The 24,442-nt window shown below is 69.3% G+C and carries 21 protein-coding genes; 12 read left to right on the top strand and 9 right to left on the bottom strand.

Features of this window, described 5'->3' with window-relative positions; genetic code table 11:
- Nucleotides 1-101: 101 nt before the first annotated feature.
- Together FBF36_RS10320 and FBF36_RS10315 are read right to left on the bottom strand one after the other, a co-directional pair.
- Nucleotides 102-665 carry a GtrA family protein gene (locus FBF36_RS10320; protein WP_009395469.1) on the bottom strand — a complete coding sequence of 188 codons (564 nt, stop codon included), beginning with the start codon at nucleotides 663-665 and terminating at the stop codon, nucleotides 102-104.
- A 40-nt stretch (nucleotides 666-705) separates the two neighbouring features.
- Nucleotides 706-1,968 (bottom strand): hypothetical protein, encoded by a 1,263-nt coding sequence (locus FBF36_RS10315; protein WP_034491918.1) that lies wholly within the window; start codon nucleotides 1,966-1,968, stop codon nucleotides 706-708.
- Nucleotides 1,969-2,033: 65 nt separating this feature from the next.
- On the opposite strand from FBF36_RS10315, the gene FBF36_RS10310 reads away from it, so the two are divergent.
- Together FBF36_RS10310 and purE are read left to right on the top strand one after the other, a co-directional pair.
- Nucleotides 2,034-3,329, top strand: a complete 1,296-nt coding sequence (locus tag FBF36_RS10310) for a 5-(carboxyamino)imidazole ribonucleotide synthase (protein WP_009395467.1) — start codon at nucleotides 2,034-2,036, stop codon at nucleotides 3,327-3,329.
- A 62-nt stretch (nucleotides 3,330-3,391) separates the two neighbouring features.
- Nucleotides 3,392-3,943, top strand: coding sequence for a 5-(carboxyamino)imidazole ribonucleotide mutase (gene purE / locus FBF36_RS10305; RefSeq protein ID WP_009395466.1), 552 nt, complete (start codon nucleotides 3,392-3,394; stop codon nucleotides 3,941-3,943).
- 42 nt (nucleotides 3,944-3,985) lie between these two features.
- Here the strand turns inward: purE and FBF36_RS10300 are convergent, their stop codons facing one another.
- Nucleotides 3,986-4,990: an Abi family protein gene (locus FBF36_RS10300; protein WP_138137487.1), complete on the bottom strand. Its 1,005-nt coding sequence runs from the start codon at nucleotides 4,988-4,990 to the stop codon at nucleotides 3,986-3,988.
- A gap of 198 nt (nucleotides 4,991-5,188) precedes the next feature.
- Between FBF36_RS10300 and galE the strand changes: the two genes are divergently transcribed.
- Nucleotides 5,189-6,178, top strand: coding sequence for a UDP-glucose 4-epimerase GalE (galE, locus tag FBF36_RS10295; protein WP_009395464.1), 990 nt, complete (start codon nucleotides 5,189-5,191; stop codon nucleotides 6,176-6,178).
- A gap of 95 nt (nucleotides 6,179-6,273) precedes the next feature.
- On the opposite strand, the gene FBF36_RS10290 is transcribed toward galE, so the two are convergent.
- Nucleotides 6,274-7,773, bottom strand: a complete 1,500-nt coding sequence (locus FBF36_RS10290) for an LCP family protein (RefSeq protein ID WP_138137485.1) — start codon at nucleotides 7,771-7,773, stop codon at nucleotides 6,274-6,276.
- 15 nt (nucleotides 7,774-7,788) lie between these two features.
- A complete protein-coding gene (locus tag FBF36_RS10285) occupies nucleotides 7,789-9,075 on the bottom strand; it encodes an LCP family protein (protein WP_034491769.1) in 1,287 nt (428 codons plus the stop codon).
- Between the two features lie 119 nt (nucleotides 9,076-9,194).
- Here FBF36_RS10285 and FBF36_RS10280 point away from each other — a divergent pair, with 119 nt between their 5' ends.
- Nucleotides 9,195-10,247 carry a glycosyltransferase family 2 protein gene (locus FBF36_RS10280; protein WP_412784055.1) on the top strand — a complete coding sequence of 351 codons (1,053 nt, stop codon included), beginning with the start codon at nucleotides 9,195-9,197 and terminating at the stop codon, nucleotides 10,245-10,247.
- Nucleotides 10,248-10,290: 43 nt separating this feature from the next.
- Here the strand turns inward: FBF36_RS10280 and FBF36_RS10275 are convergent, their stop codons facing one another.
- Nucleotides 10,291-10,704, bottom strand: a complete 414-nt coding sequence (locus tag FBF36_RS10275) for a DUF2304 domain-containing protein (protein ID WP_009395117.1) — start codon at nucleotides 10,702-10,704, stop codon at nucleotides 10,291-10,293.
- Between the two features lie 23 nt (nucleotides 10,705-10,727).
- On the bottom strand, nucleotides 10,728-11,444 hold the full coding sequence (locus FBF36_RS10270; protein WP_009395115.1) for a glycosyltransferase family 2 protein: 717 nt from the start codon (nucleotides 11,442-11,444) through the stop codon (nucleotides 10,728-10,730).
- A gap of 253 nt (nucleotides 11,445-11,697) precedes the next feature.
- Between FBF36_RS10270 and FBF36_RS10265 the strand changes: the two genes are divergently transcribed.
- Genes FBF36_RS10265 through FBF36_RS10245 form a run of 5 tightly spaced genes read left to right on the top strand, consistent with a single transcriptional unit; the run spans nucleotide 11,698 to nucleotide 17,232 of the window.
- Complete coding sequence (locus FBF36_RS10265; RefSeq protein ID WP_075377555.1) at nucleotides 11,698-12,354, top strand: acyltransferase; 657 nt, start codon at nucleotides 11,698-11,700, stop codon at nucleotides 12,352-12,354.
- Nucleotides 12,354-13,487, top strand: a complete 1,134-nt coding sequence (locus FBF36_RS10260) for a DegT/DnrJ/EryC1/StrS family aminotransferase (RefSeq protein ID WP_009396319.1) — start codon at nucleotides 12,354-12,356, stop codon at nucleotides 13,485-13,487. The genes FBF36_RS10265 and FBF36_RS10260 overlap by 1 nt, the downstream gene beginning before the upstream one ends.
- 1 nt (nucleotide 13,488) lies before the next feature.
- Nucleotides 13,489-14,559 (top strand): Gfo/Idh/MocA family protein, encoded by a 1,071-nt coding sequence (locus FBF36_RS10255; protein WP_138137483.1) that lies wholly within the window; start codon nucleotides 13,489-13,491, stop codon nucleotides 14,557-14,559.
- A gap of 26 nt (nucleotides 14,560-14,585) precedes the next feature.
- Nucleotides 14,586-15,953 carry a lipopolysaccharide biosynthesis protein gene (locus FBF36_RS10250; protein ID WP_138137481.1) on the top strand — a complete coding sequence of 456 codons (1,368 nt, stop codon included), beginning with the start codon at nucleotides 14,586-14,588 and terminating at the stop codon, nucleotides 15,951-15,953.
- A 1-nt stretch (nucleotide 15,954) separates the two neighbouring features.
- Nucleotides 15,955-17,232 carry a glycosyltransferase gene (locus tag FBF36_RS10245; protein ID WP_138137479.1) on the top strand — a complete coding sequence of 426 codons (1,278 nt, stop codon included), beginning with the start codon at nucleotides 15,955-15,957 and terminating at the stop codon, nucleotides 17,230-17,232.
- Here the strand turns inward: FBF36_RS10245 and FBF36_RS10240 are convergent.
- Both FBF36_RS10240 and wecB read right to left on the bottom strand, forming a co-directional pair.
- Entirely contained in the window at nucleotides 17,195-18,325 is a 1,131-nt protein-coding gene (locus tag FBF36_RS10240; RefSeq protein ID WP_009395185.1) for a glycosyltransferase family 4 protein, read from the bottom strand. The genes FBF36_RS10245 and FBF36_RS10240 overlap by 38 nt on opposite strands.
- A gap of 31 nt (nucleotides 18,326-18,356) precedes the next feature.
- The gene (gene wecB, locus FBF36_RS10235; protein WP_009395183.1) at nucleotides 18,357-19,439 is read right to left on the bottom strand and encodes a non-hydrolyzing UDP-N-acetylglucosamine 2-epimerase; all 1,083 of its coding nucleotides are present in this window, start codon (nucleotides 19,437-19,439) and stop codon (nucleotides 18,357-18,359) included.
- 299 nt (nucleotides 19,440-19,738) lie between these two features.
- On the opposite strand from wecB, the gene FBF36_RS10230 reads away from it, so the two are divergent.
- Genes FBF36_RS10230 through FBF36_RS10220 form a run of 3 tightly spaced genes read left to right on the top strand, consistent with a single transcriptional unit; the run spans nucleotide 19,739 to nucleotide 24,413 of the window.
- Complete coding sequence (locus FBF36_RS10230; protein WP_009395181.1) at nucleotides 19,739-20,893, top strand: glycosyltransferase; 1,155 nt, start codon at nucleotides 19,739-19,741, stop codon at nucleotides 20,891-20,893.
- The gene (locus FBF36_RS10225; RefSeq protein WP_138137477.1) at nucleotides 20,890-22,311 is read left to right on the top strand and encodes a glycosyltransferase; all 1,422 of its coding nucleotides are present in this window, start codon (nucleotides 20,890-20,892) and stop codon (nucleotides 22,309-22,311) included. The genes FBF36_RS10230 and FBF36_RS10225 overlap by 4 nt, the downstream gene beginning before the upstream one ends.
- Nucleotides 22,308-24,413: a DUF6541 family protein gene (locus tag FBF36_RS10220; RefSeq protein ID WP_009733899.1), complete on the top strand. Its 2,106-nt coding sequence runs from the start codon at nucleotides 22,308-22,310 to the stop codon at nucleotides 24,411-24,413. Before FBF36_RS10225 ends, FBF36_RS10220 begins: the two co-directional genes overlap by 4 nt.
- Nucleotides 24,414-24,442: the final 29 nt, after the last annotated feature.

Genomic DNA, 24,442 nt, shown 5'->3' with positions numbered 1-24,442 from the left:
AAACGGTGCCCCGGCAGCCATGCCGTGAGAGCGATCCCCTCCGGGCTGTGGAATCGGGCACCTCGGATGTCGCCGCCGACTGCGCCGGTCCTGCCTGGGCTTCAGGGGCGTACCGAGACGGGGACGGCACGGGGCTCGGTCCCACTGCCCGCCTGCCCCTGGGGACTGGTGCTGTCGGTATCGTCGTCACCGGGGGAGTGGTCCTTGTGCCCGGTGAAGACGATGTAGTGGTAGAAGACGAAGCGGAATGCCGTTCCCAGGCCGAAGCCGACGACGTAGGCCGCAATATTGTCCGCCAGCGGTGAGGTCAGTCCCAGGACGTGATGGGTGAAGAGCAGGCAGAACTGCGTGATGGCGATGCCGCCCAGGTTGGCCAGGACGAACAGGGTCGCCTCGCGGGCAACGTTCTTCTGGGTGCGGCCCCGGTAGGTCCAGTAGCGGTTTGCGATCCAGGAGAAGACGGTCGCGATCGAGGATGCCATCAGCTGAGCGGAGTTCGGGTGACCGGAGAGGAAACCGGTAGGGCCGTGCTGGAGCAGGTTGAACAGGCCGACGTCGATCACGTAGGCCGCAGCGCCCACCATGCCGAACTGCATGAACTCCTTGATGAGGGCGATGAGCCTCTGCGCCAAGGAATTGCCGGAGGATCGCGTCATGGCGGGCATCCTATGCCGATCGCGGTCAGGTCGTGCAAGCCGAGGCTGCTCACGGAACCCAGTGAACACTGACGCTGCCCAGGTCCCACACCCATGAGACCCAGAACAGCTGGCCGGTCACGCAGGCCGTCAGCAGAGCCAGCCGCCTGCGGGTGGTGCCGGCCGCCGCGGCCAGCGCCCAGCCCGCCGGGGCCAGGGGCAGCAGGAGCCGCAGCACCGACGTCGTCGGGTCGAAGAAGACCAGGAGGTAGAGCAGGTAGCCCAGGCACCAGAACCAGGTCGCAGGCCCCAGAGCCCGCAGCCCCGGGGCGCTCAGCAGCAGGCCCACCGTGGTCAGAACGACGACCAGCAGGGCCGGGCCCAGATGTGGGCCCACCCAGTCGCCCAAGCGGGTCGCCCACTGCACGACGGGCGCCAGGTCCGCGCCGCGCCAGGAGGTCTCAGTGGCGGTGTAGGCATCCTGACGGCCCGTGACCAGCCAGGCGATGATCGGCCAGCTCAGGGCCGCCGAGCAGGTGAGCAGTGCCAGCGCCAGCAGCCGCCTGCGCGCGCCCGGCGCTTGAGGGGAGTGACCGGGCAGAAGACGCGGGAACCAGGTGGGTGGGACCCAGCTCCGGGCGCAGGCCGTCTCCCAGAGCCACCACAGCCCCAGCGCCGCCCCCAGCGGGACACCGACAGGACGGGCGAAGCAGGCAGCCAGCGCCAGGGGAGTCGCAGCCAGCGCCCGCCCGCGGCTCGCCAGCCACAGCGTCAGCCCCACCAGCACCAGCCCCAGGGACTCGGCGTAGGGGACCTGGAGGACCGTGGCGCACGGCGAGGACCAGACCAGTGCCACCGCCCACAGGGAGGATCGCCTCCCTGTCAGCGGCGAGAGCCAACGGTCCATGACGACCGCCGCCGCCGCCGAGGCCAGGATCGACACGATGGTGGCACGCACGTAGAAGGACCAGCCGGTCCAGCCGAGCAAGGAGGCCAGGCCGCTCAACAGCGGCATGAAGGCCCAGGTGTTCTGAGTGACCCTCCCGTCAGCACCCACGGGCAGTCGATCCGGATAGCCCTCCTCAACGATCCGGTTGTACCAACCGGCGTCCCAGAAGCGCATGTGCTCCTCCCAGGACGGTGCGGCCCCGGCCCACGGGGTAGCGGGTGTGTCCTGGGCGCCCAGCCGCAGGATGACGAAGGTCAAGACACTCGCCGCGGCCCAGACCATCAGAACCTGGAGCCAGCGGCGCGGACCGGAGGGAGCGCTGTGCGTCGGAGGCGAGGGCGGGGCCTGCTGGGCGGTGGAGGACTCTGCGGCGGGTGGCGTCACGCCCCCACCCTACGGTCTGGACCCTGCTGCGGTGAGGATGAGCGGCGAGCGAGTAGCCTAGGGGTGTGAGCGCACCCATCGTCGCCGTGATCGGAGGCGGGCAGCTGGCCCGCATGATGCAGGAGGAGGCCAGTGCTCTGGGTATTCACCTCAGGGCACTGGTGGAAGCCGCGGACGGGTCCACCGGACAAGTGACCCCGGACGCCCCCGTGGGGGCCGCCGACGATGAGGCGGCCGTGCGCGCCGTCGTCGCCGGGGACGGTGCTGACGGGCCGGGAGGGGAGCCGGCTGCGGTCCTCACCTTCGAGCATGAGCACCAGGACTCGGCCCTCCTGGAACGGCTCCAGTCCGAGGGAGTCAGTGTCCAGCCCACCTCGCAGGCCCTGACCCTGGCGCGCGACAAGCTCGCCATGCGGCGGATGATGAGTCGGGCCGGGCTCCCGCAGCCCGCCTGGGCGGAGGTCGGCGGACCGCAGCAGGAGAGCGCTGAGCAGATGACCGACGCCGTTGAGGCCTTTGCCGGCGAGCACGGCTGGCCCGTGGTGCTCAAGACGCCGCGCGGAGGCTACGACGGCCACGGGGTCCTGCTGGTGCACAGCGCCGAGTCCCTGCGTGAGGGGGAGGCCGCCGAGTGGATCGCCTCGGTGGCCCGGGCCCGCGCCGGCCAGAGTGATGGCCTTGGAACCGGTGGGGGAGGCAGCCTCGGAGGGGCTGCGGTGACCAGTCTCCTCGTGGAGCAGGCGATCCCCTTCACCCGTGAGCTCGCCGTCCTGCTGGCCCGCACCCCCAGCGGCCAGGTGGCGGTGTGGCCGGTGGCTCAGACGGTTCAGGAGGACGGCATGTGCGCTGAGGTGCTGGCGCCGGCCCCCGGTCTCGACTCGGTCGCCGTCGAGGAGGCCGAGCTCATCGGCCGCGCGGTCGCCGAGCATGCCGGGGTGACCGGGGTGCTCGCCGTCGAGCTCTTCGCCGTGGAGACCTTCGGGGAGCCTACGCGCCTGTACGTCAACGAGCTGGCCATGCGTCCCCACAACTCCGGTCACTGGACCCAGGACGGGGCCGTCACCAGCCAGTTCGCCCAGCACCTGCGGGCGGTTCTCGACCTGCCGCTGGGGGCCACGGAGGCCACAGCGCCCACCACTGTCATGGTCAACCTCATCGGCGGCAGGCACGAGCCGGGGGCTGATGCCTTGGCCCGGGCCATGGCCGCTCATCCCGATGCCCGGATCCACCTCTACGGCAAGCAGTGGCGACAGGGCCGCAAGCTCGGGCACGTCACCATGACGGTCGGCCGTGGCCAGGAGGTCGCCGACGTCGTTGAGCAGGCGCGCGGGGCCGTCGCCATCCTGCGCGGGGACGCCTGAGCCGGATACGTCAGGGCATGTCAGGGCATGGTGCAGTACACGGAAGACTAGGGAGGATATTCATGAGCGAGGTCAGCGCAACGACGCCGGGGACGACAGAGGCGGGGCGGCCGGTGGTCGGCATCGTCATGGGGTCGGACTCGGACTGGCCGGTCATGGGGGCCGCCGCCGAGGTCCTCGATGAGTTCCAGGTGGCCTACGAGGCCGACGTCGTCTCGGCCCACCGCATGCCCGCCGAGATGATCGACTACGGGCGCGCTGCCGCCGAGAGGGGACTGCGCGTCATCATCGCCGGTGCCGGGGGAGCGGCTCACCTGCCCGGGATGCTGGCGGCCGTCACCGAGCTGCCGGTGATCGGGGTGCCGGTACCGCTGAAGTACCTCGACGGTATGGACTCTCTGCTGTCCATCGTGCAGATGCCGGCCGGGGTCCCAGTGGCCACGGTCTCCATCGGCGGGGCCCGTAACGCTGGGCTGCTGGCGGTGCGCATCCTCGCGTCCGGTCAGGGGCAGGAGGCCGCCCGCCTGGGCGCCGCCATGCGGGTCTTCCAGAAGGACCTGAGCGAGGTCGCCCACGCCAAGGGCGCCGCCCTGCGCGAGCGCCTGCAGGATTGATGGTCGACCTCCGCACGAAGTGTGTGAAGGCTGCTGACTGTGTCAGGAGCCGGATTCGAAGGCCTCCTGCCAGAATCTGTCTGCGTCCCAGTTGGTCTTCATACCCAGGGCATTCAGTGGGATGTGCTGGTACCTGCTTAAAAGATTGCGCAGTCTCAGAGCCCACGTCGAGTATGGGCTGATGGTGAACAGGATCGACTGAAGAGAGACGAGAACGGGGTAGAGCCTCTTTCGTTCTAGGGCTCCTGGGTTGCCGGTATCAAAGGTGCTGCCATCGTTGAGCCAGCGGACGGTCCTGCTCTTTGGGATTGCTGGGTATACGCCAAGGAATCTGTTCCAGAGGCGTCCGTGATGGGCGCAGATATTGCGGACCCTGACGTGACTTTTCAGCCATGATTGCAGAACTGGCTCAGTAAGATGGAGTTCTCTCGCGATCGCTTTTCGGTACTTGCGTGCCAGGCCGGCGTAGAGGCGTTGGAGCTCGCCGGCGGTGAGAAGCTCGATGACCAGCCAGGATGGCGGTGTTGTCGGGGATGTGTAGGTGTCGAGATAATGGGTGAGTGCATCAGGGTAGTGAAGGCGGTCCGTCTGCTCGCGACGAGTTGAGGGAGCGTACTGCCGACCAAGACTCGTGAGATGTTCGATACGCTTAACTGTTGCGGAGTAGTCTTTATGATTTTGGTAGTTGGAGGTGTTTTGGTACCAGAAGGCTCCGCCTTCGCCGTGTGTTGACATCGTGTTGGACACTGCGGCGCGCACCGCGACCTCGACGCGTTCAAGTGCGTCCATTGTCAGGAGGCGCAGTTGTCGATCGAACACATAGATAGAGAGGATGTCGTCGAAGGTGGTGCCTGGTCTGAAGGAGTGGGTGGTTCGGTCGGCTTGGAAGGGGATTGTGTAGGGGGAGAGTCGATAGTATCCGATGTGTCGGAGGTATCTGGCGGCACGATTTCGGTCCGTGATGATGAGTCCGCGTTCAATGTAGCGCTCAATGAGGTCGTTCTCATTGAGCGCTGGTTTATCGTAATGTTGACCTGGAGGATTCATCCTCCAATTGTAGGGTGTTGGTACGTAAAAACCCCCCGATTTGGGCGTGCTCTGATGAGCGAGAGGCCTGGGGGGTGTTGTGGTATCAGTGTACACGGGTTTACAGCTGCGAGGGGGTGTTGGGTGAGGAACGCACTGACGCATGGATCTCACGTTCGTTTCTGTTCGCTTCTGAGCGAGTATGGATAGAATGTGGGCATGAGCATTCTCGTTGCTGGAGGCGCCGGCTACATCGGCGCGCACGTGGTCCGACTTCTCCTTGAGCGCGGGGAGGAGGTCGTCGTCGTCGATGACCTGTCCTACGGGACGCCGGAGCGAGTCAAGGGGGCCTCCCTCGTCGAGCTCGACGTCGCCAGCGGTCAGGCCCCCGAGAGCCTCGCTGAGGTCATGAGCTCGCGAGGTGTCACCGCTGTCATCCACTTCGCCGCCCGCAAGCAGGTGGGCGAGTCCGTGGAGCGCCCCGCCTGGTACTACCAGCAGAACGTTGGAGGCCTGGCGAACATGCTGCTGGCCATGGAGACGGCCGGCGTCAACCAGATGATCTTCTCCTCCTCGGCGGCCGTCTACGGCATGCCCCCGGTGGAGGTCGTGCCCGAGGACATCGACTGCCGCCCCATCAACCCCTACGGCGAGACCAAGCTCATTGGGGAGTGGATGATGGCTGACGCCGAGAAGGCCTGGGGGCTGCGCTGGGCCGGTCTGCGCTACTTCAATGTCGCTGGTGCCGGCTGGGACGACCTGGGCGACATGGCCACCCTCAATCTCATCCCCATGGTCCTCGACCGTCTCGCCAAGGGCGAGACCCCCAAGATCTTCGGCACCGACTACCCCACCCCCGACGGCACCTGTGTGCGCGACTACATCCACGTCAAGGACCTGGCGGTCGCTCACATCGCGGCCCTGGACTACCTGGCCGGCGGCCAGGAGATGGCCGAGCACGTCTTCAACGTCGGCACCGGCCAGGGCGCCTCGGTGCGGGAGGTCGTCTCCAAGGTCATCGCCTCCACGGGTCTGGACCTGGAGCCTGAGGAGCTCGCCCGCCGCGCCGGTGACCCGCCCCAGCTCATCGGCAACGCCACCCGCATCGGTGAGGTCCTGGGATGGAGGGCCGAGCACGACCTGGACGACATCGTCGCCTCCTCCTACAGCTCCTGGCAGGCCGACCCCAACCGGCCCCACGTCGGCTGAGCGGTCCCCGGACCGGAGCAGACCTGAGAGGGAGGGTGGGCCGACACCTCGATCATGAGGTGTCGGCCCACCCTCCCTCTGCGCGGATCCCAGCGTCAGAACTGGTTGAAGTCCGCCGCCGTCAGCTTCCCGTCGCGCACCTTGGCGAAGAAGTCCGGTGCGGTTGTGTCCCGCAGCAGCACCGTTTCGCCAATATCGGCATCCTCGGGGGAGTAGGCGGTGTCCTCAATGGGCGGAGCGCCGGTCAGACCGCTGCCGGAGGCTGATCGGAAGGCCAAGACCATCTGGGCGATGCTCATGGTGCTGGCGCTCTGATCCACCGTGAGGACATCCGTACCGGCGTCGACCAGCGCGTCCTGCCGGGAGAAGGAGAAGATGGTGGACGGTGAGGCCGCCTTGGAGACCACCGCCGAGATGACGGCGCGCTGGCGCTGACCGCGCCCAACATCGCCAGTCGGGTCCGACTTGCGCATCCGGGAGTAGGCCAGTGCCTTCTTCCCGTCCACTGTCTGGCACTCGCCCTGGGAGACGTCCCAGACCATTCCCGAGTCCTCGTCGACGACGGAGTAGGGCCAGCACACGTCGACCCCGCCGACGGCGTCGACCATCTGGGACACTCCGGTCATGCCGACCTCCACATAGTGGTCCACAGTCAGCCCGGAGAGCTTCTCCACGGTCTGGACCAGCAGCTTGGGTCCGCCGGTGTAGGCGGCATTGATCTTGTTCTCCCCGAGCTCGGGGATGTCCACGAAGGTGTCGCGCGGCAGGGAGGTCAGACTCGTCTGCCCGTTCTCCGCCTTGTGCAGCAGCATGACGGAGTCGGCGCGTGCTCCCTCGGTCTCGTCCTGGACGGCGCCGCCGCGCGCGTCCGACCCCACGATGAGCCAGGTCTCGCCCGGGGTGTCCGCCGCCCCGGACAGGGCGTCGACGCGGTGGAGCTGGGAGGAGACGTCGTTCCACAGCCAGGCGACCCGCGCTGCGATCAGTGCGAGGACGACGACGATGACGACGACCGTCCAGCCCAGGATCCGGCGCCATCGCGGCCGGGAGCGCTTCGGCTGCCGCGGCTGCTCGGGCTTGAGCTCCGGCCCGCCTGGAACGGGCTCATGCGGGGACTGCGGGCTCTGGGACCCTACGGGGTAGGTGCCGCGTCGCACAGGCATCGCCTGTGTGCGCTCCGGGCCGGATGCGGCACTGCGTCCGTCGGTATCCGGCTCCAAGGGGACCGCACTCGACCCGGCCCGGGCGCGGCTGCCTCGTTGAGACGGGGCGGCTGGGCGCCGGGGTTGGACCGAGGGTGGCTGCTGGCCCGATCGCTCAGAGGTGGACTGGGCCGAGGCCTGCTGCTCGTCGCTGTCCTGACGACCCAGGACTGAGTGTCGCTGGGGTCGGCGGGTACCAGAGGTCGATGACGGGCGGCGCGGGGAGCCTCCGGCGACGTCGGTGGGCTGGGCAGTGTCCTCTCCACCGGGTGCCTCCCCGCGCTCGCGGCTGCGCTGATTGACGGCATCGATGGGGCGCTGCTGGCGTGGAGGCCTGCCTCCGTCGGAGCCGGGGGTGATCGAGGGCGGGAGTGAGTCGTCTGTCGGAGTCACACCGATGATTCTGCCTCAGGCGGGGCAGGCTGGGGTGGTGGGTTTCGTGGCGGGTTGCTGCTGGGGAGCACTCGCCTTCGGGGCCTGGGTCGCCGGTGCCTGCGTCGGGGCGGCCGTGGTGGGGTCGGATGACTCGGATGACTCGGATGACTCGGAGGACTCGCCGCCCTCCGAGGCGGAGCCGTCCGCTGTGGCGCCTGAGTCCGGGGAGGCGGGGGCGGTGGTGTCGGAGGGGACGGGCTTGTCGTCCCCGAGGGCCTTCCAGACCTTCTTGGCGCCCTCGGTGGCAACCACCTGGTTCGGGTCGGCTGCGGGCTCGTTCGGCATGGTGATGAAGTTGATCTTGTCGACGCCGATGCCCTGGATGGAGTAGGCCAAGCCTGACAGGTTGCTGATCTGACCGATGCGCTCGGACGTGGTGAGCGTCTCCAGGGTGCTGGTCAGGAAGCTGGACTGCGTGAGGAGGTTGGAGGACAGAGCCTTGGAGGCCATGGCCCTCATGAGGTTCTGCTGGCGGGCAATACGGGAGATGTCCGAGCCGTCACTCACCCCGTGCCGGACACGGGCGTACTGCAGGGCGTTCTCGCCGTTCAGCTTCTGGCAACCCGCGTCGAGCTTGAAGCCGGTGTACTCGGTGTCGTCGATGGCCTCATCCACCTGCACGTGGACGCCCCCGAGGGAGTCGACCACCTTGGACAGGCCGGAGAAGTCGACGACGATGAAGTCATCGATGCGGAAGGACGTCATCGTCTCCACGGTCTTCCAGGTGCAGGCGGCCCCGGAGGCAATGGCCTTCTTGTCGTCGCTGTCTCCGGCTCCCTTGGCGAAGGCGGAGTTGAACGGCGCGTCCTCACTGGCTTCGGTCTTCCCACCATCGAGAGTCGTGCACTCGGGGATGTCCACCAGCGTGTCGCGAGGGATGGAGACGGCGTCGACGCGCTTGCGGTCGGCGGAGATGTGCATGACCAGCGCCGTGTCGGAGCGGGCCGAGGCGACGTCCTCGCTGCCCTGTGATCCGTCCACGTTGTTGTTCCCCGCGCGGGAGTCGGTGCCCAGGATCAGGAGGTTGACGGCTCGACCCTCGTAGCTGTCCGGCGGCTTGGTGCCGGGCCGGTCGTCCTCGGAGAGAAGGCTGTCGACGTTGAACCACGTGATCCGCGACTGGATGTTGTGCCACGCGAAGCCCGCGGCGGAGACGACGAAGATCGTTACCGCGAGCAGGCTGAGCCCTGCTCGGCGGGCCAGACGGCGTCCGAGCTCTTTGGATGAGTGCCGCGCGCGCGGCTTACTGAACTGAGGCACGGAAGCGATCATAGGGAATGAGGGAGGAGATCCATATGGGCCTCCCTACACCTGTTGCATGAGATTTACCCAATGAGGGGTGAAGCCCCTCACACGGGTAACAGGGCTAGGCTCTCTCCGTGACCAGTGTTGCGAAACCCACGCCGACCAGTACCTCGGCCACTCCCCTCAGCGCTTCGGATCAGGTAGAGGAGCGCTCAGGGGCTCCGGCCGCCGCCTCGACTGGCGGGAGGGCTAATGTGGAGACGGGTGGAGATATCCGCCAACCGGGCGGGCGATCGGACTCGGACACCGTCGGTGCATCAGCAGCCGGTGCCCCCGACGAGCAGAGTGTGCGAGTGGTGACGGTCGCCTTCAATCCGGGCGAGGAGCTGGAGCGCTTCCTGGCCTCCTTGGCCGCGGCGACGGCGCGTCGGCTCGTCGTCGTCATCGCGGACAACGGCACCGAGCACGATGTCGTCACCGCTGCCGCTCAGCGCCACGGGGCGCGTGTCGTCGGGGACGGCACCAACCTCGGTTACGGGGCGGGCGCCAACCTTGCGGCCGCGGACCTGGAGGAGGACTGGATCGTGGTGGCCAATCCCGATCTCGTCTGGAAACCGGGGAGTCTCGACGCCCTCATCGATGCAGGTCTGGCCAATCCGGCGGCCGGCTGCCTGGGCCCCCTCCTGCTCAACCCCGACGGCACCGTCTACCCCTCCGGGCGTGCCCTGCCCTCCCTGGTCAAGGGTGCAGGGCACGCCGTTCTGGGCAAGATCTGGCCGGCCAACCCCTTCTCCGCCGCCTATCACACTGCCGGACAGGGGGGCTGCGACGGGACCCGGACAGTGGGCTGGCTCTCCGGTGCCTGCCTGCTGCTGCCCGCCGCCGCCTGGAGACGCCTGAAGGGCTTCGATGACGACTACTTCATGTTCTTCGAGGACGTGGACCTGGGGGAACGGGTCGGGCGAGCCGGCTGGCTCAACGTGCAGGTGAACGACTCCGTCGTCATCCACGAGCAGGGGGCCAGCTGGAAGGCGCGTCCGGAGAAGATGATCCGGGCGCACCACGCCTCCGCTCGGCACTACCTCTGCGGCGTCTACGACTCCCCGTGGCAGGCGCCGGTGCGCTGGCTGCTCTCCGGCGGGCTGCACCTGCGGGAAGAGCTCGAGGTCCTCGCCTCCCGGCGCTGAAGGGAGAGCACACGGCGCCCTCCGGGCGCGCCGTGTGCAGTGCTCAGTCGTGAGTCGCAGGGGTGAGTCGTGCTGCGGCGGGCGGCTCGGGCGCGTTGTCCAGGGCGATGCGCCGGGCCAGGTGAGTGATCTGCCGCTCTCGGGCGCTGTTGCGCCGGAAGGAGGAGAGGATCTGCGCCAGGAAGGCGATCACCAGGGCGTACAGCAGGAAGTCGGTGCCTCGCCCGACTCCCATCCGGTGCGCGATCGAGCTCATCACCCAGGGGAAGGTGATGTTGAAGACGGCGAAGGCCACGAAGGCCAGGGTGACCAGCCTCCGGGCGGCCATATGACGGGCCCCGCCGGGGGTGCGCAGCATCATCCAGCCGACGGCGATCACGGCCAGGATCAGGGCGGCCTGGATGTAGAACTGGTGGTTCGTGATCGGCGTGACCTGGGCGGCAAACTGATGAGTCATGGGCTGTGCCTTCCGTATCGGACTCAGGTGAAGAGCAGGTCGACCAGGATGTTGACCGAGTTCCACAGGGACTGGCCCTTGGAGCGGGAGTAGTCGGTGTAGACGATGTGTACCGGGAACTCGCGCCAGGGCATGCCGGTGGCGCCGATCTCGCGAATGATCTCGCTGGCGTGCGCCATCCGGTTCTGCTTGAGGTCGAGCTGCGCCAGGACGTCGCGGCGGATCACCCGCAGGCCGTTGTGGGCATCGGTCAGACGCATGCCGGAGGTGTGCGAGCTGACGGCCGCCGCCGTGCGCAGGACGACCCGTTTGAGCCAGCCCACCGGGGAGGGGCCCTCAAGGAAGCGTGAGCCGAGGACGACGGCGAGCCCCTCATCGCGCGCCGCCGCGACCATGGCGGCGGCGTCCGTGGTGGAGTGCTGGCCGTCGGCGTCGAAAGTGACGATGTAGTCGGCGTTGGTCTTCTCCAGGACGTAGGAGAAGCCCGTCTGCAGCGCTGCTCCCTGACCCAGGTTGACCGGGTGGCGCACGACGACGGCCCCCGCGGCTGCAGCCTCTTGGGCCGAGGCGTCCTTGGAGCCGTCGTCGACGACGACGACGTAAGGGAAGATCTTGCGAGCCTGGGAGATGACCTCGCGCACGACGGTCGCCTCGTTGTACAAGGGAATGACGAGCCAGGTGTCGGTGACCGGGGACACCGGGGTGGGGTCCCCGGTCTGCGTTGCGTTGGAGGTAGTCACCTCCGCATTCTTGCACGCGATGAGTTGGTGTCAGCCCTCTTGCGGGAGGCGGGGGCGGTCGGTGTTGGTGGGGTAGGTCTCGTTCGGGGCGTGCCCAGGCGTCGTCTCGTGAGGAGGAGTCCCCTAGGATGGGGCAGGTCGTGCAGCGCCCGCCGCCCCCGGCGGCCGGAGCGGCACGGCTTCCGGCAGCCACCAGGTTGACCGGAATCGTACGATCGTCAGGGCGGTCCGAGCCGCCCGCACAGGAGTCGCCGTGGCCACCCGCATCGCCCCGTCCGCTGATGTCTCCGAGGACGCCGTGCTCGGAGAGGGCACCAGCATCTGGCACCTCGCGCAGGTCCGTGAGCACGCCGTCCTCGGACGGGACTGCATCGTGGGACGCGGCGCCTACATCGGCGAGGGCGTCGTCATGGGGGACAGCTGCAAGGTGCAGAACTACGCCCTCGTCTACGAGCCGGCCCGTCTGGCCGATGGGGTCTTCATCGGCCCCGCGGTCACGCTGACCAACGACCACTTCCCCCGGGCCGTCAACCCCGACGGCTCGCTCAAGTCCGCCGCCGACTGGGATCCCGTGGGAGTCACCATCGACGAGGGCGCATCGATCGGTGCCCGCGCCGTGTGCGTCGCCCCGGTGCGTGTCGGTGCCTGGGCCACGGTGGCCGCCGGCGCCGTGGTCACCAAGGACGTTCCCGCCCACGCCCTGGTCGCCGGGGTCCCAGCCCGCCGCATCGGCTGGGTCGGGCGCGCCGGCGAGCCCCTTGTTCCCGCCGACCCCGGCCCCGACGGCGCCCCGCGCTGGCGCTGCCCCGTCACCGGGACCCTGTACGAGCAGTCCGATGCCGAGCCCGGTACTGGGAACGGCACGCAGTCCAGCTCCGAATCCACCACCATCCGAGAGGTCACCCACTGATGTCACTCGAGTTCATCCCAGCAGCCAAGCCGATCATCGGGCAGGAGGAGCGCGACGCCGTCGACGCCGTCCTCGCCTCGGGCATGGTCGTCCAGGGGCCCCAGGTCAAGGCCTTCGAGGAGGAGTTCTCCGCCCAGGTCGTCGACGGCGCCCACTGCGTGGCCGTCAACTCCGGCACCTCGGCCCAGCACGTGGCGACGCTGGCCACTGAGCTCCAGGAGCGCGCCGGAGGGGCCCCGGAGGTCATCGTCCCCTCCTTCACCTTCGCCGCCACCGGCAACTCGGTGGCCATCAGCGGCGCCGTGCCGGTCTTCGCCGACATCGACCCGGTGACCTTCACCCTGGACCCCGCCAGCATCGAGGCCTCCATCACCGAGCGCACGGCGGCCATCGAGGTGGTCCACCTCTACGGTCTGCCCGCCAACATGCCTGAGATCCTCGCCATCGCCGAGCGCCACGGCCTGGCCGTCCTCGAGGACTGCGCCCAGGCGCACGGCGCCTCCATCGACGGCAGGCCCGTGGGCGCATTCGGGGCCTGGGGCGCCTTCTCCTTCTACCCCACCAAGAACATGACCAGCCTCGAGGGCGGCATGATCACCACGGCCGACGCCGAGCTGGCCCGCCGCTGCCGCCTCATCCGCAACCAGGGCATGGAGCAGCAGTACGCCAACGAGCTGGTGGGCCTCAACAACCGTATGACGGACGTGGCCGCCGCCGTCGGCCGCGTCCAGCTGACCAAGCTGGCCGGCTGGACCGCTGCCCGCCAGGCCAACGCCGCGCGCCTCAATGAGCTGCTGGCAGGCGTCGACGGCGTCGTCACCCCCTTCGTCCCCGAGGGCTACACGCACGTCTACCACCAGTACACGATCCGCCTCGAGGGGGCCACGGGCGCCGAGCGCGACGCCGTCCAGGCCGCCCTGCGCGAGGAGTGGCAGGTCGGTAGCGGCGTCTACTACCCGATTCCCAACCACCGCCTGGCCTCCCTGGCCCACTATGCCGAGGGCCTCGAGCTGCCCGGAACCGAGAAGGCCGCCCGCGAGTGCCTCTCCCTGCCGGTGCACCCCTCCCTGAGCGAGGCGGACCTGGAGCGCATCGGCCAGGCCGTGGCCGCCACCGTCAAGGCAGGTGCCTGACATGGGTGAGAACGTCGCCTTCGACGGCCAGGCCACGACGACCGGGCTGCCCGCGGTCCATCACCTGCCGGACAAGGGCACAACGGACAACCCGCTGCGCGTGGGTCTCATCGGCCTGGGCTCCATGGGGCGTCACCACGCCCGGGTCATCCGCGCCACCGAGGGGATGGATCTCGTGGCCGTCGCCGATCCCGGCGGCGACCGCTTCGGCGTCGCCGGTGAGCTGGCGGTCCTGCCCGACGTCCACGCCCTCATCGACGCCGGACTGGACGCCGCCATGGTGGCCGTCCCCACCGTCTACCACGAGGAGGTCGCCCTGGCCCTGGCCGAGGCCGGCGTGCACACCATGGTGGAGAAGCCCATCGCCCACGACGCCGCCGCGGGCCGCCGCGTGGCCGCCGCCTTCGCCGAGCGGGGCCTGGTGGGCGCCGTCGGCTACATCGAGCGCTGCAACCCCGCCCTGCGGGCGCTGCGCGAGCGCCTCGACGCCGGTGAGCTCGGCGAGGTCTACCAGGTCCTCACCCGCCGCCAGGGCCCCTTCCCGGCCCGTATCAGCGACGTCGGCGTCGTCAAGGACCTGGCCACCCACGACATCGACCTGACCGCCTGGGTCGCCGGCGCCCACTACACCTCCGTGTCCGCACAGGTCACGCACCGCTCCGGCCGTCAGACCGAGGACATGATGGTGGCCACCGGTCTGCTGGAGGGCGGCATCATCGTCAGCCATCAGGTCAACTGGCTCACGCCCTTCAAGGAGCGCGTCACGATCGTCACCGGGGAGAAGGGCGCCTTCGTGGCGGACACCCTCACCGGGGACCTCACCTTCCACGCCAACGGCACCGTGGCTTCCACCTGGGACCAGGTCGCCGCCTTCCGGGGGGTCAGCGAGGGCGACGTCATCCGCTACGCGATCCCCAAGCGTGAGCCGCTGGCCCTGGAGCAGGAGAGCTTCCGCGACGCCGTGCGCGGCGTGGCCCAGCGCCACGTCACCATGGACGAGGGCGTGGCCACGCTCAACGTCGTCGAGGCGGTGCTGACCTCGGCGAGCGAGAACCGGACGGTCGAGCTCTGAACCGGTCAGTCGCTTCGAGCGGACCCGTGGCGGGGATTTTCGCCCGGGTCCGCTCGGTCATGGAGTCCTCCCCGTTCCTGCGCCACGTCCTGACACTGGTCAGCGGGACGGCCACCGCCCAGGCCATCGTCTTCGGCATGACGATGGTCCTCACCCGCATCTTCTCCGATGCGGACCGCGGTCAGCTGACGCGCTACACCTCGATCGTCTTGATCATCACTGCCGTCGCGGCGCTGCGCTACGACATGACGATCATGCTGCCCAAGAAGGACGCCTGGGCCCTGGCCTGCGCCCGGCTGGGAATGGTGTCCATCGTGGTGGTCTCTGTGGTCACGAGCGTCGCGGCCCTCCTCCTCAAGCCGCTGATCGCCCGGCAGTGGGGGAACGATGTCGCCGCCTGGATGCCGCTGCTGGGCCTGACCACGCTGCTGCTGTCGACGGTTCAGCTCCTCCAGTACTGGTACAACCGCCAGTCGGACTACCGGACGATCTCGATCAACCGGGTCGAGCAGCAGGTCGGGCAGTCCCTCGGCCAGCTCGTCCTGGGGGCGGCGGGGATGGTCAGTGTCGGAGGTCTGCTGCTCGGTCAGACGATCGGTCAGCTCTGGGCCTTCGTCAATCTGGGGCGCAAGGCCAAGCCGTTGCACCGGCCGCTGCCGCCCGAGGCGCCCAGCCTGTGGCAGGTCGCCCGCCGCTACCGGCGAATGCCGCTGCTCAACGGCCTCAACGCCTTCGTCGACGCCGTGCGGCTCAACGGCATCAACCTGCTCGTGGGCTCCTACTCGGTGGCCAGCCTGGGGCAGTTCAACCTGGCTTGGACCTGCCTGGAGGTTCCGCTGGCCCTCATCAACGCCGCCGTGGGGCAGGTCTTCTTCCACAAGCTCGCCACGCTGCAGCCCGGACAGATGCGCCCGCTGGTGCGTCAGGTCATCAAGAGGGTCCTGATGATCGGGACCATTCCCTTCGCCCTGCTCTTCATCGTCTCGCCGTGGCTCTTCCCCCTGCTCTTCGGCGGCCAGTGGGTCGAGTCGGGTGACTTCGCCCGGGCCCTGACCCCCTGGCTGTTCATCCTGCTGGTCACCTCGCCCCTGTCCAACCTCTTCGTCGTCACCGAGAACCAGGACTGGATGCTGATCTTCTCGGTGGTCTACGCCGCCGTCCCCCTGGCCTGGCTCTGGCTCAGCCCGTACTCGCTGCTGACGACCACCTACGTCCTGGGCGCCATCATGTGCGTCATCCTCGTGGGACAGATCCTCATGGCCGACGCCGCAGCCCGCGGCTTCGACTCGCGCCCCCCGGCATCGGAGGCCAATGAGGGGCACTACGAGGCCGCCGGTGAGCCCGAGCCCTCCGCCTCCGTGCCCGCGACCGATTCTCACGATGAGGAGCAGTGACGTGCACATCGTCCTCACTCCCTCGTGGTACCCGGACGGGAACCGCCCCCACAACGGATCCTTCTTCCGCGACCAGGCGCGCATGCTTCAGCGCGGCAGGATGCGAGTGGGCGTCATCGCCCTGGAGCCGGTCTCCTTCTGGCAGGCGCGCCGCGAGCTGACGGCGGATGTCGAGGAGGGGATCGTCGTCGTGCGCGGCACGGTGCCCACGATCCCTAAGGGCGCCCTGCCCGGCGACCGGGTGGCGGCTCGCGCGGTGGCCGCCCGAGCGGTGCGGCTCTATGAGGAGACCATCCGCAATCTGCCCGAGTCGCCCGGCAATGGCGGGGCATGGGTGAATCCCGACGTCGTGCACGCTCACTCGGTGTTCACCGGCATCCACGTCGGCCGCTACGCCGCCGAGCACTGGGGCGCCGGACTGGCCATCACCGAGCACCGTCCCAGCTCGACGGACCGCAATGTGCACGGGTGGCGGTATCGGGCCCTGCGGCGCGACCTGAAACGAGCCGGAGGACGAGCCGTCGTCTCCACCCCCTTCGCCGAGGCCCTGCGGGACTACTGGCGGCTCGGGGAGTGGAGGAGCATCGCCCTGCCGGTCAACGACGAGGTCTTCGATGTCCCCAGGCCCGCCGATCAGGATCGCCAGGGCGACAGCGCCAGGGCCCTGACGGTCTGCCACGTCTCCCACCTGGGGCGTAACAAGCGCCCTGAGGAGACCATCCGCGCCGTCGCCCGACTGGCCCGCGCCGATCTCGCCGCCGGGCGTGAGCCCACGCGGCTGCTCCTCGTCGGAGGGGAGACCCACGAGATCGAGCCCCTCAGAGAGCTGGCCCGGGCCGAGGGCATCGAGCAGACCTCCACCTTCACCGGCCGGGTGCCCCACGACGAGGTCGGCGGACTCATGGCCGCCAGTGACGTCTTCGTCCTGGCCAGCGAGGTCGAGGCCGGGGGCACCGTCCTGGCCGAGGCCCAGGCCCTGGGACTGGCCTGCGTCGCCACGCCCACCTGGGCGGGACGCTTCATGGTCGAGCCCGAGACCGGCCTCGTCCTGCCCGCTGCGGCCCAGGCGGACGACAACGCCCTCGTCGCCTCCCTGACCGAGGCGCTCACCCGGGTGACCGACTCCATCCGCGCCGGGGGCTACTGCCCCGAGGCCATCCGGGCCCGTGCTCGCCAGCGGTTCGGGGAGGCGACCTTCGTCAAGGCCTGTCGGGAGCTCTACGAGCAGGCATGCGGCGAGATCACCGGTAGTGCCGGGAGTACCGGGAGTACTCAGTGATGGCGGTCTCGTAGGCGCGACCGTAGGCGCGCGCCACCTCGCTGGGGGAGAAGGCCCGTGGCAGCGTGTCCTGGATGTCGCGCGCCGTGCGGTCCGTGCAACGTCCCATGACGTCGACGACGGCCCTCGCCCACGTGGCGGGGTCGTCCTGACTGACGATCTCGGTCACCGAGGGATCCAGGAAGCTGGTGTGCGCCCCCCGGTCACTGGTGACCACCGGCCGGCCGGCGGCGACGGCCTCGGCGGCGCCCAGGAAGAAGGTCTCCGCGAGCGTGGGCACGAGAAAGAGGTCGCTGTCGGCCAGGACCTGCTGAACCTGGTCGCCCGGCAGCTGACCGGTCAGCTCCAGGTCGACGCCCAGGCTCTCAGCGAGATCGGTGCAGCGCTCGGCCAGCGGACCGCCACCCACCCAGGTCAGCCGGGCCGGCACCCCCTGCTCCGCCAGCGCCGCGACCACCTCGACGGCCAGGTCCGGGCGCTTGCGCTCGATGAGCCCCCCGATGCCGATGATCCGTAACGTGTCGCGCCCCAGCTCGATGCTGCGGCGCGGCGCCGGATCCTCAGGCATGGTGACCTCGTTGGGAACCGTCAGGATCTCGCCACGGGGGCGATAGACCCGCAGGTCGGCGGCGAGCTGGTCGGAGACGGTGGTGACGACGTCGGGCCTGCGCTCCAGACGCAGGACCACCTGGGCGCCCGCCCGCGCCAGGGAGCCGAGCTCGGCGCCGCGCTGGGCGATCCCCGACCAGTGCTCCGTGTGGAGCCACGGCTGGTGGGGCCGGCCCAGGGCGTAGGGCAGGAGGGTGGAGACCGCGTGGGTGTGGACGACGTCGCTGCCCCGAGTCAGAGCCTCCAGCTCCCGCCTGGCTGTGAGCAGCTCATGGGGCCGCGACAGCGTCATCGGCAGGCGGACGACGGGCAGGCCCATCACTCGGTCGTGCCGCACGCCGTCGTTGACGGAGGCCGAGGCGAGGTGGACGACACGAATGTCGTGGCCGGCTGCCGCCATGGAGGCGGCGTGGCGTGCCACGAAGACCCCCAGGCCCGGTGAGCGGTTCGTGGGGAACCAGGTGGTGACGATGGTGACGCGCATGATGCCGCTGAAGGAGTCGGTGCGGAGGCGATCAGCCGGGCAGGTGCTCGGTGAGGGCCTGGACCACTCGGGTGGCGGCGTTGCCGTCCCCGTAGGGGTGGGCATCGGCCTCGGCCGGCTCGGTCGGTCTTGGGCGGGAGGCGGCGCTCACCAGGGCCTGACCGGGCTCGACCAGGACGTTCCAACCCAGGTTGACGGTCTCGACCCACTCGGTCTGGGGACGCACCGTGGTGCACGGCGCGCGCAGAAGGAAGGCCTCCTTCTGCAGGCCTCCGGAGTCGGTGACCACGCCGCGGGCGTGCAGGGTCGAGGCGACGAGCTCGGGGTAGGCCAGGGGCGGGTGCATCCGCAGGTTGCCCGAGTCGCCCAGGGTGATGCCGTGCTCGTCGCACTTGGCCACCAGACGCGGATGGGCCAGGAGGACCACGGGGTGATCGACCGCCGCCAGCGACTCCAGGATGGAGCGCAGGCGCTCGGGATCGTCGGTGTTCTCCGCCCGGTGGATGGTGGCCAGCGAGTAGCCGCCCTCGGGCAGGTCCAGCTCGGTCATGACGGGGGAGGGGGTGTCGATGACGGAGTCGCGCACCGAGAACAGGATGTCGGTCATCACGTCGCCCACGACGACGGTCCGCTCGGCCAGTCCCTCGTCGGCCAGGTGAGCGGCCCCCACCTCGGTCGGTGCCAGCAGCAGGTCGGCGGCGTGGTCGGTCAGGATCCGGTTGATCTCCTCGGGCATGGCCCGGTTGAAGGACCGCAGGCCCGCCTCCAGGTGGGCGATGGGCACGTGGAGCTTGACGGCGGACAGCGCACCGGCCAGCGTGGAGTTCGTGTCCCCGTAGACCAGGACCCAGTCGGGGCGATGGGTCTCGATGGTCTCGTCCATGGCCGCGAGCATCGTGCCGGTCTGCACCCCGTGCGATCCCGAGCCGACTCCCAGGTGGACGTCAGGAGCCGAGATCCCCAGGTCGCTGAAGAAGACGTCGGAGAGCATCGGGTCGTAGTGCTGCCCGGTGTGAACAATCACATGGTCGATCCCGGCCTCTCGGAAAGCGGCGTCGATCGGGGCTAGCTTGACGAACTGGGGCCGGGCGCCCACTACTGACATGACACGCATGGCCGAGACTCTACCGTGACTCCGCAGGCTCCGGTGCCATCGGAGATCAGCGCATCGAGGATGCGCGCGCCTTTTCGTACGGTCGTGAGTGTCGTTGAGACGGTACTGAAAGGACTGTGCCTCGCCGGCCATCGGCCCGGGTTCCTCACTACGACTGCGAGGACGCTGCTCGCCGACGTCGTGTCAGAACTGTGATCGGCCGATGGTACTATCACTTGCGCTCGAGTCTGTCTGCTCTGTCTGCCTGGTGCGGCCGCGCCTGGTTCCTGAGATACCCCTTAAAGGAGGCAAGGCACCGTATGGCTGCGATCGTCTACCACGCCCCCTTCCCCCTGGATCGGGAGGCGTCGTCGGCTTCCGGTATCCGCCCCGTGCGCATGCTCGACGCCTTCCGGGAGCTCGGCTACACCGTCCTGGACGTCACCGGCTCGGCGCGGGAGCGATCCCGCCGCCTGAGAGCCCTGAGGGACCGCCTCCGGGGCGGGGAGCGCATCGAGTTCCTCTACTCCGAGTGCGCGACCATCCCGACCATGCTGACCGAGCCGCGTCACCTCCCGCCCCACCCCTTCGTGGATCCGGCGCTCATGCGGCTGGTGCACCGACACGGCGTGCCCACGTCCCTGTTCTACCGGGACATCTACTGGGCCTTCCCCGACTACCGCGAACGGGTCGGGACCGCGGTGGCCACGGCCATGGGCTGCGTCTACCGCTACGACCTCGCCTGGTACTCCCGCTACATCGACCGCCTCTACCTGCCCTCGATGCGGATGGGCGCCCACGTCCCCGGGTTCCCCGAGGAGCGCATGGCCCCGCTGCCCCCGGGCTGCGAGATCATTGACGAGGCGCCCTCGCCCCGTGCCGATGGCGAGCTCCACCTGCTCTACATCGGTGGACTGGGCGGCCACTACCGGCTCCAGGAGTGCCTGCGCGCCGTCCGTGACGTGCCCGGCACCAGCCTGACCATCTGCACCCGCCCCGACCAGTGGGAGGCGGCCGGCGACCAGTACGCCGACCTGGTAGAGGCGGCCGGCGGCCGGATCGAGGTCGTGCACCGTTCCGGAGAGGAGCTCTCCGCCCTCTACGAGCGCGCGGACCTCTGCGTCCTGTTCGTCGAGCCCGACCCGTATCGGGAGTTCGCCTCCCCGGTCAAGCTCTATGAGTACCTCGGACGCGGCAAACCGGTCATCGCCTCCCAGGGGACCCTGGCCGCCGAGGTCGTGGGCGCCGCCGGCGCGGGCTGGACCCTTCCCTACGACGCGAGCGAGCTCTCCGGGCTGCTGCGCGGACTCCTCGAACACCCCCAGGAGGTCGCCGAGGCCGCCGGCCGGGCCCGGGAGGCTCGGCAGGAGCACACCTGGCTCAGCCGGGCTCGCACGGTCGCCAAGGACATGGAGGCGGTGCGGGCCGGCGGACTCGCCCAGGCCCGTGCGCTGCGAGCGGGAGGAATCCGATGAGTGCGCGAGGCCTTCTCAAAGCGTCGCTGGGCGCTCTGGTCCTCGGTGGCACCGCGGCTGCGCTGGCGACGGCGGCGACGTCACGTCGGTGCGCCCGTTCCGGACGAGGAGGCGGTGTCCTGGTGGCTACCCGCATCCACCTGCCCGAGGCCGCTGCTGCGTCCTTTCGGCTCGACAGCGTGGAGAAGGCGCTGGCGGCCGATGGGGTGGCGGTGAGGGTCCTCACCAGCCGGGCCCCGGCCGACGCGCCGCAGGCCGACCCCGATCCTGACGGGGTCCGGGTCTCCCGCTGGCCGGTCCTGCGGGACTCCTCGGGCTACCTGCGCGGCTACGTGCCCTATCTCTCCTTCGATCTGCCCCTGGCCCTGAGACTGCTGACGGCCCCTCGGCCGGAGGCGATCCTCGTTGAGCCGCCCCCGACGACCGGCGCGGTCGTCCGGGCGGTGGCGGCCCTGCGCAGGATCCCCTATGTGTGGTACGCCGCGGACGTCTGGTCGGCGGCGGCCGCCTCCACCGGTGCCGCCGGCGTCGTCGTCCGGGCCGTCGAGAGGCTCGAGGCCTTCGCCGTCGGCGGGGCCGCACGCGTCATCGCCGTCAATGACGGAGTCGCCCAGTCCGTCGCCGAGCTCGTGCACGCGGTGGAGGACGATGACGCCTGGGCGCAGCGGATCCGGGTCGTGCCCAACGGAATCGACACTGCTGTCTTCGACGCCCACGGTCCGACTCCCTCCGAGCAGGACCGCGAGCAGATCGGGCTGAGCGGCCCGTACTTCGTCTACGCCGGAACGGCGTCGGAGTGGCAGGGCGCCGACGTCTTCGTTCACGCCCTGGCTCAGGTGCGTCGTACTCACCCGAAGGCCCAGCTGCTCTTCCTGGGCCGGGGAACGGCCTGGCAGGAGATCACTCAAGCCGCCTCCCAGCTGCCCGCGGGGGCCGACGGCGCTCCGGCCGTCATCATGCACCCGGCCGTGCCCGCGGCCGAGGCCGCCGTATGGCAGCGGGGCGCCGCCGCGGCCCTGGTGTCCATCAAGCCCGGGCAGGGATACGACTTCGCCTACCCCACCAAGGTCCTCTCCGCTCTGGGCTGCGGCACGCCGGTGCTCTTCGCCGGTGACGGGCCGGTGTCCGCGGACCTGCGCGACTTCGACCTGGGGTGGGCGGCCGAGCACGACGCGGCGGCAGTAGCCGAGGCCATGCGCACGGCGCTGGACGTCTACGATGCTGAGACAGCCTCGGGTGCGCGGCCCGCGACGGCTCAGCGCTTCCACGACTGGGTCGAGGACCACCGTTCGCTGCGTGCCACGGGGCAGTCCGCCGCTCGCATCGTGCAGGAGGTCATCGCCGGGGCCGATGACGCGAGCAAGAAGGTCGATGAGTTCAGTGACGTACGTCGAGTGAGTGAGGAACAACGTTGGTGACCAACAGCCTGGTCGACTGGTTCAACACCCTGCCAACCGCTGTCCTGCTTCTTTCGGCGCTCTTCGGGGTCGGATGGCTCGTGCTGCGCGCCGCCGGGATGAGAGGGATCCGTCCCGTCGCGCTGGCCCCGACCATCAGCGCCCTCGTCCTGACCGCCGACGGGCTCTTCCAAGCCGCCGTCGGCAAGCCCTGGGGCTGGATCCCCGTCATGGTGACGACCGCGATCCTGGCTCTTGCCGCGTACACGATGAAGCGTCTCATCGATCGCTGGGACCCGGGGATCCTCCTCATGCCCGAGGACCAGCGAGAGGGCATGACCATGCGCACCGATGGCGGACGCGCCGAGCGCAGGCTCTTCCTGACGGTCCTGGTGTTCTGGGCCGTCACCGCACTGCCCGTCATCCTCACGATCCCACCGAACGCCGTCTCCCAGAGCGGTGACGCCCTCTACCACTACATGCAGGTCGCCATCATCGAGCGTGAGGACTACGCCTCGATGTTCAACCCGAACGCCGGCATGTTCGGGCTGACGAGCCACGCGGGCTTCTACCCGATCGTGTGGCACCAGGTCGCCAGCCTGGGCGCGTGGAGCTGGCGCGAGACACTCATCGCCAACAACGTCCTGCTGCTCGCGGTGGCGCTGGTGTGGTACCTCGGCCTGGTCTACCTGGCTCGTACCGCGCTGCCGAAGGTCCGCCATGCCCCCTACCTGGCACTGGCCGCCTCGCTTCTGGCTCCGGTATTCCCCTGGCGGCTCACCTACGGCGCCGCGCTGTGGCCCTACTGCATGGCGGTGGCCACGTGCCCGGCCGTCATCGCCATGTCGATCGAGTGCTGGCGACGCGCCCGCACCCTCCTGGTGGTGGCGGCTCGCGACCAGAGCGCATCCCGCCGGGGCGCACTGGGCCGGGCAGCCATGGCACTGAGCGCCATCATCCCCTTCTTCGCCGGGTCCTGCCTCATCCACACCTCGGCGGCGGCAATGCTCCTGTGGCCGCTGTTCGGCATCATCCTGTGCTACGCGGTGGGCTCGGGGAGCAGGAGCTGGCGCTGCGGGCGACGCGGTCAGGCTGCGGCCCGGTGGATCGGCGCCGTGCTGGCGGTGGTCGCACTCGTCGCCTTCGTCTTCCTCCCCGGTCCCCAGCAGCACCACTTCGGCAGGTACACCGAGCTGGACTGGAGCAACCCGGTGACCAAGCTCCTCATCCCCGTCGCCCTGGACTACTTCGGCGGCTGGGCCATCGAGTGGGTTGAGATGCCGTTGACGATTCTGAGCGTCCTGGGCGCTGCGATCTGCCTGTGGCGGCGGCGGAGCTGGGAACTCGTGGTGGCATGGGTCTTCAGCATGTCCCTCATCCTGGCCGCCATCGCCCCCATCCCGGTGCTCTCATCGATCACCGGCCTGTTCTACCGCAACCCCCACCGGCTCAAGGCGATGACCGCTGTCCTGGCCGTGCTCCTCGTCGTCATCGCCCTGGACGCTCTGCGCACGTGGCTCGCCCCGGTCGCCGCCCGGATCGCCTCAGGCCTGCGCGGCGTCCTGGCCCGTACCGGCCTGGCGGACTCGACGATCTCGCTGGTGACCCGGGCCGCGGCCGCCTGCATCATCGTCGTCCTGTGCGCGCCCGCCACGGCGGTCGGAAGCCAGGCCATCGCCTCCGACGTGCGCGAGGGCTACCTGCCGGTACACGGAGACACCCGTTTCATCGCGGACAAGGCCGAGCTCGACATGATCCGCAGGCTGCCCGAGGAGCTGCCGGACAACGCCGTCGTCATCGGCGACCCGGTGGCTGGAACGGGATACATTCCCATCCTCACCGGTATGCGCAGCGTGTGGGTCTTCCCGGGGCAGGCGGCCGACGACGAGGACGGGATCTACCTGCGCGAGCACTTCAACCAGATCCGCACCGACCCCCACGTGTGCGAGATCCTTCAGCAGCACGGGATCCGCTACTTCTACGCCGACAAGGACATTCGCTTCAACAACTCCCAGCTCAGCAAGATCCGTCCCGGGCTGTACGGGGTTGACACCTCCAGCGGATTCACCCTCATCGACAGCGGAGGCTCAGCCGCGCTGTGGCGCATCGACATCTGCGGCTGACAGCCTCAGCTGACAGCCGCAGATGCCCT

The sequence above is a fragment of the Actinomyces sp. oral taxon 171 str. F0337 genome (assembly GCF_005696555.1).
GTDB lineage: Bacteria > Actinomycetota > Actinomycetes > Actinomycetales > Actinomycetaceae > Actinomyces > Actinomyces oris_E.
This window is presented reverse-complemented; position numbering and strand designations above follow the sequence as displayed.